This window comes from Marinococcus tarijensis (assembly GCF_054971385.1).
This window is the reverse complement of sequence record NZ_JBQOJA010000052.1, coordinates 1-8,807: the sequence shown is the minus strand read 5'-3', so window position 1 is coordinate 8,807 and position 8,807 is coordinate 1. Positions and strand designations below refer to the sequence as shown.

Here is an 8,807-nt window from a genome sequence, read left to right as displayed (position 1 = left end):
GTCCAATACCAAGATAAAGGAAGAGCCGCTTTTTTCATATCCCTATCGTGTCAAGTCCAACTTGTGGTGAAGAGCCTTAAAAATGGTAAATAAGCATGAGGATAAACGAGACCGGTTAATAAAAAGGAAAGGCAGCGCATGGTTAAGCCCATCTTATTTGAATAAAAAAGCAGCGCCCAACCGTGAGGGCACTGCCTGTTGATTAATTGCTTTGTTTTATTTTGTGATCTTCCTCGAGCACGGTTTCCGCAATATTTACAGCGTGATCCCCAATACGCTCTAAGTTACTCAGCATGTCAACAAACACGATACCCGCAGAACCGGAGCACTGGCCTTCGTTAAGGCGCAGAATGTGTTTTTTACGCAGCTGGCGCTCAAGCCGGTCGATCTCTTCTTCCTGCGTCAGCACCTGTCCGGCAATATCATAATCATCCTGCCCGAGTGCTTCAATCGATTGAGAAAATGTGCTCATCGTTAACTCATACATCTGATTTAAATCATTGTACGCTTCCGGCGAAATCGTCACTTTGTTGGACACCTGGTAGTCCACCAGCTCCATCAGGTTTTCTACATGATCGCTCACGCGTTCAATATCTCTTGTAGTGTCCATCAGAACTGAATGCTGGCGTGAGTTTTCGGATGAAAGAGATCTTGAAGAAATACCGGTTAAATAATTGGTAATGTTTTTATCCAGGTTATTGATGGCTTCCTCATATTTAACAATCTTCTCGGCGCTTTTTTTATTTTTAGTCTCCAGATAGGACTCGCTTTGCTTCAATCCTTTCTCCGCATATTCCGCCATCCGCAGTGTCTCTAATTTAGCCTGATCGAGGGCGATCGAAGGAGATTGTTGAATAAAAAGAGGGTCGAGATGCTTTGTCTGGTAGTCAATCTCTTCTTCACGACTCGGAATCAGCCGGGTTACGACATAGGCAAGCACGCCGACAAACGGCAGCTGAATAATCACATTGGTGACGTTAAAAATTCCGTGCGCAAATGCGATTGTCATTGGCGGGTTAAGCTGCAGAGCGTCCTGCAGGTAGCTGATAAACGCAGTGTAAGGAACAAGCAGTATCAACACAATCGCAGCGCCTAGGACGTTAAAGATCACGTGAATCATTGCTGCCCGTTTGGCTGCGACAGAGGCACCAATGGCAGCAATAACAGCTGTAATCGTTGTACCAATGTTATCTCCAAATAGAATCGGCAGGGCGGCATCAAGAGGGATAGCTCCCTGGCTGAACAATTCCTGAAGCAGCCCGATCGTTGCCGAGGAGCTCTGCAGGCCTACGGTGAATAACACTCCGGCCAGTACACCAAGAAGAGGGTTGGCGCTCATGCTGATGGTTAAATCGTTGAAGGCTGGAAGATTCTCCAAGGGTGCAACACCTTCGCCCATCAGTGTTAAACCGTAAAATAAGGCCCCAAAGCCAAAAAAGGTCTGGCCGATATGGTTGGTTTTTTTGTTTTTAAAGAAAAAGATCAGTACTGTTCCAATAAATAAAATTGGCAGTGCATAAGCTTCCAGGTCGATACCGATAATAAAAGCCGTGACGGTGGTTCCAATATTTGCTCCCATAATAACGCCTATGGCCTGCCGCAGCGTCATAAAGCCGGCACTGACCAGCCCGACGGTGAGCACGGTGGTACTGGAACTGGATTGAATGAGAATCGTTACCACCATCCCGGTAAGTACGCCGAAAAACGGATTGCTCGTAAATTTATTTAAAAGGTTGCGCAGGCCATCACCGGCAATTTTCTGAAGTCCGTCTCCCATGAATTTAATTCCGAACAAAAAGATGCCGAGGCCGCCGAAAAATGTAAATAAAAGTGATTGAATATCCAAAACAATGATTCCTCCCCTTGATGTCTGTCTAACACGGATTACTGCAATACCCTCTATAGTTTTAAAGCATGAAAACCCATGGTGTAAATAAAGGAATTGTTAAGATTTTGTAAAGACGGGGGAAGAGGCCGTAGCAGTAGGAGAGAAGAAGGAAAAGTTCAATTCTATCCTGTTCATAACAAAACAGACTCTAACCCAGTAGAGTCTGTTTTGTTCGAATGCAGTCATAAAATACTATTATTTAGGGGCAGAATGGGACAGTGAAACGTTAATGTCATAAACCTCCCAGGCAGTTTTTAACGATTGCACATCGGGAAGAAAATGAATGGTGACTCCTTTCACAGCAAATGGATGCAAAGCACGAAACAATAATTCGATATCCTCATGCAGTGCCACACAGGGCTCGTCTGCAAACCAATGCAGGCTTTCAGGCGTTCCAACAATAATTTCATTGCCCTGAATAGCATACCCTGCAATCAGCGGGGTCATAGAGTGATTCCTCCTTAGATAAAGCCAGGAAGCCATCTCCCACCACTAGGAAGGAATGACTTGAAAAAAGCTGTTTTCCCAGTCTATTGTAATTAGTATTATCGTGGAGAAGTCTTTAGAACCCATTTGGATGTTCTATTGTCCAGAATTTCTACATGGTTGCTTAAAAATGAGGTTTTCTGATGAATCTTCCAGTACTTCCGAAACAAATGCATGGTCCATTCTTCAAGAGAAAGCACCGTTTGATCATCTGGTGGTGAAGAAGTAATGCAGTAGGTGCCATAAAAGAAACGCTTAAGCTTTGGATCTGCGTTAAGTGCGGGGGCATCGAGCGCAATATAGGCGGCGCAGTTCAGCGTTTTCGGAAGAGGATTGTCAGCAAATAAGGAATAGTCCTGCCATTCGTAAGGGTGATAATAATACATATAAAAAGGAAGCAGCAGCGCCATTTCAAAATTTTCTGCTGCCTGCTGGACAAATTCTTCCACACTTGAAGGGTCTTTCTGCTCAAGATAACTCAACATCTCTTCATATACAGCATGCTTCATTTCGTATTTCATGAATGCTGCTCCTTTCTCCGGGCCTGCAGCATTTCGGTAAAAAAAACTTAAATGAAAGCATAATTGATTTATGATGGAGGCGAGGAAAATGACTGCGTGCCCTGTTTTTGAAAATAATCATTCTTCTATTATTAATCGTATTTTCCCGAATAACGATTTTTTACTCAAGTCTAAAGTTTTATTTTAATAGTAGTAAAAAAGAGCGTAATTAATACATATTTACGGAAAAAGAAAATATAAATGAAGAAGATTATAATAGAATGAATCCTTGGGGGAGTAAGAGTTAGCTGCATATTCCACTTAAATTCACAGTAATCTCTGAAATGATGTACAGAAATTTTTCAGTAAATAGGCATATACTAAGAAGGGTCATTCTTAACAATTTTATTATTCAAGGGCTAAGGAACAAGGAAAAATACACAAAAAAACAGTCAAGCAGAACGATTATCCTGACTCCGGAAATAAAAGTAAGGCAGACTACAGCCGGAAACAAAATGAGCCTGCAGGAGCCGGTCCAGTGAAACACCTACGCCTGTGTACAACAAAAAGCAATGCCATTCCTGCGAACGGAACGGCATTGCTTTTTGCAGTTAATTGGTTTTACTGATCTCCGCCTGCCGGATTTCGGATTTCGTTTGTTCGATCAATTTGTCACTCATATTAGCCATGGCCTGGGTATGCGAATTATAGCTGAAAAAGATAGCCGGGAGAGGGAAAGAGGCTTCTTTTGTTTCAGCCCATACCTCTTCAATTTCTTCCGGCAGTTCATAAAAGCCGACAGCCCATACGTCCGGTAGCACATAATAGTGGCTGTCCCGAAGATTTACACTTTTTCCGTCACCAAAAAGCTGCCTGCGGGTGTAGTTCCTCTCCACTAACGTACCGTCCTGCTGAAGCATCACTGCCAGGTATTTTGTTTCTTCCATAGTAGTCGACCTGCTTTCTGTACATTAATTTAATAAATGAAGCCTAAGCCTCGTATTCCCGGCAAAAAGTAAAAATAAAAGCATTGATAGAGGGGTATATACGCTCCAGGTCTTTGTCCTTGGTCCAGTTGCACGGCTGAACATTAAACTGAGGAAAGACTGTCCCGCAATGCTCCAGATTCGTAAGTGAAATTGGAAGGTTTTATTCTTTGTAGTAATTTCGAAAAAAATAGGGGAGGGAGAGAAGGTTATACACTTATAAATGTTGATTTCAGGGTATATAACGTAAAGGCTATTATTAATCTGTGTTAGAAATCTTTAAAAATTTCCGGGAACGGTCGGGAAATGAGGGATAACCGATGGCTTTAAAGGAAGCAGCTTCCGATGAATTTCAGCAGTCGGCAGTAGTCATCGTCGATAATGGTGGAGTAGAAGAAAAAGTAAATCTTCGGAATTTGACTAACAAATCTATTAAAGCATTGGCAAAAGATACCGGCTTAAAAATTAAATCAACCAGAAAACAGGATATGATCGATGAGATTATGAATCAAACTGCCGGTTCAAAGCTGACGATTGCCAATGAGGAAGCAGTACAAACAGAAAATGCTTCCGGCAGTCAAAAAAATGAAGAAAATTATGCCGGTGTCATTATTACGAATAAAGAGGGTAATGAAGAGGAAATTAATCTTTATTCCATGGAACAGCCGGAGCTCAAAAAGCTGGCGTTGGACAGCGGACTGCAAATAACGAAAGAAGACAAAAAAGATATGATTGAGGAAATTATGAAGCAGGTCAATGAAGCGTATTACGGGACTGATGAAACATCTGCTTGGAATAATGATGAACCTCTGTCTGAAAATACAGTGCCGAAAAGTGAAGCAGCTACCGCCCGCGACGAAAAATCAGTTCTATTATCCGCTTCTTTTCTATCGAAAGCTGCACATGAGCACCTTGTCCGTGATATTACACGTGCTCTGACTGCAGAATGGAAGAAGAATATGTATGCAGAGTTAAAAGAAGAGCTTAAACAGCAGGTGAAAAACGACTTTATGGAAAACTCATGGAACGATCTGGTGAAAGATATTAAATCAGAAGCCGCGAAAAAAAGAAGAAGCAGAAAAAAACCTCTTCGATTAAAACTCGTGCCAACAAGTAAAGGTACAGAACCATGCAGATTCTTTCAATAAAGAAAGGGGAAAACATAATGACTGATAAAAAAGACAAAGTTACCTATGGGCTGATGGCAGCCGGAAGCTTGATCGGAGGAGCTATTCCGATGATTACAAAGGGAATAAAAAAGAATGACAGCGGCGACGAATCTTCTAAGGATTCCACGGACAAAGCCAATACCGCTGAGAAAGAAAATGAAACTGGAACGACAGCTTCTTCCTTTTTAAAAAAGCCTCTAAAAAAAGCTGGAGAGGCCAAGGAGAGCGTAAAGCACACCGCAGAAAAGTCAAAAGCAAAAATCCCCGGTATATCAAATTCGTCTTCAGAGAATAAAAATGAAGAACAGACACCTAAAAAAGCAAGAATGGTTTCTAAAAAAGAGAGCACCCCGCAATTGAAAAATGCGGGAAGCACATCGGCCTCAGCCTCCAAAGGAAAGCCGGCACCTTCTAAAAAGAAAAAATCCAAACAGAAAGGTCCGCGGCTTACCGAAGTAATGGACAGTGTTAATGCATTTTTCGAAAACTATGTAGATGAACCCAAGCGTATTACTTCTACAGAAGAAAAAGACGGTCTGTGGCACGTAAAGATTGATGTACTGAACAATGATGGAAGAAAAACGAAAGTAGAAACGTACGAAGCCACCGTAGACGAAGACCTGCAGGTTACCTCATACAAGCAGGTGAAATAAATTTTTATTATGAGGGTTTCATACGGCCTCTGCAGACTTCTTAACAGAAGGACTGCAGAGTTTTTTCATTGTTGATATGCACAGTAAAGTGGAAAACTAATTTTTTTACCCCGTAAAAACAAAACTCAAAAGTATTTTCTTCGCTTAGTTCAAATTATATTACGCTGAAAATGTCTTTTTGTAATAATAGCGTAATATTTTGAATACATTTTCCCGGGTAATGAGTAAAATTACGGCATTTTTTCGCAGGATTTGTGCAGGAAGCCCCGGTAATTTTACATATTATGAAAAACTATTAAGGTTAGATTACAACTAAATTAATGCCATTGCCATTTAAGCTTTTTCAAGGCATAATCGGTAGCGTTGTGTTTGAGAGACGGCACAAAAAAACATCAGCAGGAAAACAACATGATGATCTATGCAGTGACGATGTAAAGGCAAGTAAACATATAAGTAAACTTTTCAATGGACTTCGTCATCAGGACGAATAACAATATTATAATTACAAAGGATGAATTATTTATGATGAAAAAAACATTATTCGGTACAGCAATTACAGCAGGCGTAGTATTCGGAGCACCACAGGCAGCGGACGCATCCATCGGCGATCATGGTTCTATGAGTTATGGCGACGTTAACTCTTCAGTTGCTGAGCTTCAGGACACGCTGAAGGAAAAAGGGTACTTCCACGGCTACACTGGTTCCACGTTCGGACCAAGAACACTTAGCGCTGTAAAAGACTTCCAGGAAGCAAACAACATTTCTTCCCCAGCGGGCAACTACTTCGGCGTAGCCGGCCCACAGACGCAGGCAGCTCTCGGCGGATCTTCTGATTCCTCCAGTGACTCCAGCGAAGAAGTAGCGGGCGCCTCGACTTCCGAGTCCTCGGAAAGCACTGGCGGCGACACCATGACTATGGAAGCTACTGCTTATACCGCTGAATGTGCTGGCTGCAGCGGCATCACCGCAACTGGCGTCAACCTGAACAACGACCGTGATGCGAACGTAATCGCTGTAGACCCGGACGTGATCCCGCTCGGTTCCACGGTGAAAATCGAAGGCATGGGCACGTATGAAGCAGCTGACACCGGCGGTGCCATCAATGACGACCGCATTGACATCCACGTGCCGACGAAATCTGACGCATTTGCGTTTGGCCGTCAAGACGTTGAAGTAACAGTAGTCGACTAATTACCATAATATAAGCGGACCGAAGCTGGGGATTATTCCCGGGCTTCGGTTTTTTTAGGCCCAAAAAAGGTTATAGTGTTTTTTGTATTGCTTTAATTGTTTTTCCGTAGTCATAAACGGTTATTATATTAACAATAATGATTTTAATCTTCGTCTAATAATGATAATCTATATTTGGTGTAAAATTATTGGAAAAGATGCCTCCCTGACGTGAACAAAATATGGCCGGAGGATTTCCGCCAAAAGGAGACGTCTTTTTCTATTATGTAGGGAGTAGGAAAGAAATGAATAAACAACAGGGTGAAAAAGACATCATTCTAATCGGAGCCGGTATTATGAGTGCCACATTAGGCGCACTGCTAAAAGAGCTGGCTCCGGGCTGGAATATCAAAGTATTTGAAAAGCTGGAAAAACCGGGTGAAGAAAGCTCGAATGAATGGAACAATGCGGGAACCGGGCATGCGGCTTTGTGTGAATTAAATTACACAAATGAGCAGCCGGACGGCTCTGTAGATATCAGTAAGGCCATCAGTATTAATGAAAAATTTCAGGTTTCCAAGCAGTTTTGGTCCTACCTTGTAAAAAGCGACCTGATCCATAATCCACGCGGCTTTATTATGCCTCTGCCGCATATCAGCTATGTGCGCGGTGATCATAACGTCTCGTTTCTGCGGACGCGCTACGAAAAAATGTCGGCGCATCCGTTATTTTCAGGAATGGAATTTTCGGAGGACCCGGAAGTGCTTGAAAAGTGGATGCCATTAATGATGAAGGATAGGCAGATTGAAGAACCGATAGCTGCTTCTAAAATTTCAGATGGCACCGATGTGAACTTCGGTTCGTTAACGAGCCAGCTGTTTAGTCATCTTGAAAAAAATAATGTAGAAATGAAATACAACCACGATGTGGATGATATTACGCGTAACGAAGATGGCACTTGGGAAGTGAAGGTGCGCAATCATCAAAAAGAAACGCTTGAGCTGCACGAGGCGGATTTTGTGTTCATTGGCGGTGGCGGCGGAAGCCTGCACCTGCTGCAAAAATCCGGAATTCCAGAAGGAAAGGGCATCGGCGGTTTTCCGGTAAGCGGCCAGTTTATGGTCTGTCAGAACCCGGATGTCGTCAACGGGCATTTCGGCAAAGTTTATGGCAAAGCGCCCGTAGGTGCACCGCCAATGTCTGTGCCGCATCTGGATACGAGGTACATTAATAATCAGGAGACGCTTTTGTTCGGCCCGTTCGCCGGTTTCTCCCCAAAGTTTTTGAAAACAGGATCTTTAATGGATCTATTGAATTCCGTCAAGCCGGATAACCTGATTACGATGATGGCAGCGGGAGCGAAAAACATTCCGTTAACGAAATACCTGATCTCGCAGGTAATACAGTCAAAGGAACAGCGGATGGAAGAGCTGAGAGAATTTGTTCCAAGCGCCAAAGCTGAGGACTGGGAGCCGCTTGTAGCGGGGCAGCGGGTCCAGGTTATTAAGGATACCGAGGAAGGAAAAGGCATTCTGCAGTTTGGCACAGAAGTGATCAGCGCAGAAGATGGCTCTATAGCTGCACTTCTCGGAGCGTCCCCGGGCGCATCGACGGCAGTTTCTGTGATGCTCGAAATTATTGAGAAATGCTTCCCGCAGCATCTCGACGAATGGGAGCCTAAAATCAAAGAGATGATCCCTTCATACGGCATTGACCTGTCAGAAAACCCAGAAATGATTGATGAAATTCACAAGTCTACCGAGCAGGTGCTTGGATTAAAAAATCAAAAACAACCACAAATGACGTAACGGTGATGTTAATTATTTTTAAAGCCTCCTTTCAGTTTAATCGGCTGAAACGAGGCTTTTTTTATTTAATACTTAGATTGTCAATTTAAGCGCAACACTTCTTTTTGAAACACATCGTCCGTGGTCTTCCCATGTAAACATTTTCTG

The 8,807-nt window shown here is 42.9% G+C and carries 8 protein-coding genes; 4 read left to right on the top strand and 4 right to left on the bottom strand.

Features of this window, described 5'->3' with window-relative positions:
* Positions 1–202: 202 nt before the first annotated feature.
* The 4 genes from ACTTK7_RS16640 to ACTTK7_RS16625 all read right to left on the bottom strand — a co-directional run bounded on the left by ACTTK7_RS16640 (position 203) and on the right by ACTTK7_RS16625 (position 3,821).
* Positions 203–1,852: a Na/Pi cotransporter family protein gene (locus tag ACTTK7_RS16640; protein WP_462869220.1), complete on the bottom strand. Its 1,650-nt coding sequence runs from the start codon at positions 1,850–1,852 to the stop codon at positions 203–205.
* A 231-nt stretch (positions 1,853–2,083) separates the two neighbouring features.
* A complete protein-coding gene (locus ACTTK7_RS16635) occupies positions 2,084–2,335 on the bottom strand; it encodes a hypothetical protein (RefSeq protein ID WP_462869219.1) in 252 nt (83 codons plus the stop codon).
* A 98-nt stretch (positions 2,336–2,433) separates the two neighbouring features.
* Positions 2,434–2,895, bottom strand: a complete 462-nt coding sequence (locus ACTTK7_RS16630; RefSeq protein ID WP_462869218.1) for a hypothetical protein — start codon at positions 2,893–2,895, stop codon at positions 2,434–2,436.
* Positions 2,896–3,485: 590 nt separating this feature from the next.
* A complete protein-coding gene (locus tag ACTTK7_RS16625) occupies positions 3,486–3,821 on the bottom strand; it encodes a hypothetical protein (RefSeq protein WP_462869217.1) in 336 nt (111 codons plus the stop codon).
* 359 nt (positions 3,822–4,180) lie between these two features.
* On the opposite strand from ACTTK7_RS16625, the gene ACTTK7_RS16620 reads away from it, so the two are divergent.
* The 4 genes from ACTTK7_RS16620 (at position 4,181) to ACTTK7_RS16605 (ending at position 8,660) form a co-directional block, all read left to right on the top strand.
* Positions 4,181–5,008, top strand: coding sequence for a hypothetical protein (locus tag ACTTK7_RS16620; protein ID WP_462869216.1), 828 nt, complete (start codon positions 4,181–4,183; stop codon positions 5,006–5,008).
* A 17-nt stretch (positions 5,009–5,025) separates the two neighbouring features.
* Positions 5,026–5,682: a hypothetical protein gene (locus ACTTK7_RS16615; protein ID WP_462869215.1), complete on the top strand. Its 657-nt coding sequence runs from the start codon at positions 5,026–5,028 to the stop codon at positions 5,680–5,682.
* Between the two features lie 522 nt (positions 5,683–6,204).
* Positions 6,205–6,873, top strand: a complete 669-nt coding sequence (locus ACTTK7_RS16610; protein ID WP_462869214.1) for a 3D domain-containing protein — start codon at positions 6,205–6,207, stop codon at positions 6,871–6,873.
* Positions 6,874–7,094: 221 nt separating this feature from the next.
* Positions 7,095–8,660 carry a malate:quinone oxidoreductase gene (locus tag ACTTK7_RS16605; RefSeq protein WP_462869213.1) on the top strand — a complete coding sequence of 522 codons (1,566 nt, stop codon included), beginning with the start codon at positions 7,095–7,097 and terminating at the stop codon, positions 8,658–8,660.
* Positions 8,661–8,807: the final 147 nt, after the last annotated feature.

What these genes read in the sequence shown, in the direction of transcription:
- ACTTK7_RS16620 (WP_462869216.1), top strand. Translation starts at nt 4,181, where the DNA reads ATGGCTTTAAAGGAAGCAGCTTCCGATGAATTTCAGCAGTCGGCAGTA.
- ACTTK7_RS16605 (WP_462869213.1), top strand. Translation starts at nt 7,095, where the DNA reads ATGGCCGGAGGATTTCCGCCAAAAGGAGACGTCTTTTTCTATTATGTA.
- ACTTK7_RS16630 (WP_462869218.1), bottom strand. Translation starts at nt 2,895, where the DNA reads ATGAAATACGAAATGAAGCATGCTGTATATGAAGAGATGTTGAGTTAT.
- ACTTK7_RS16625 (WP_462869217.1), bottom strand. Translation starts at nt 3,821, where the DNA reads ATGGAAGAAACAAAATACCTGGCAGTGATGCTTCAGCAGGACGGTACG.
- ACTTK7_RS16635 (WP_462869219.1), bottom strand. Translation starts at nt 2,335, where the DNA reads ATGACCCCGCTGATTGCAGGGTATGCTATTCAGGGCAATGAAATTATT.
- ACTTK7_RS16610 (WP_462869214.1), top strand. Translation starts at nt 6,205, where the DNA reads ATGATGAAAAAAACATTATTCGGTACAGCAATTACAGCAGGCGTAGTA.
- ACTTK7_RS16615 (WP_462869215.1), top strand. Translation starts at nt 5,026, where the DNA reads ATGACTGATAAAAAAGACAAAGTTACCTATGGGCTGATGGCAGCCGGA.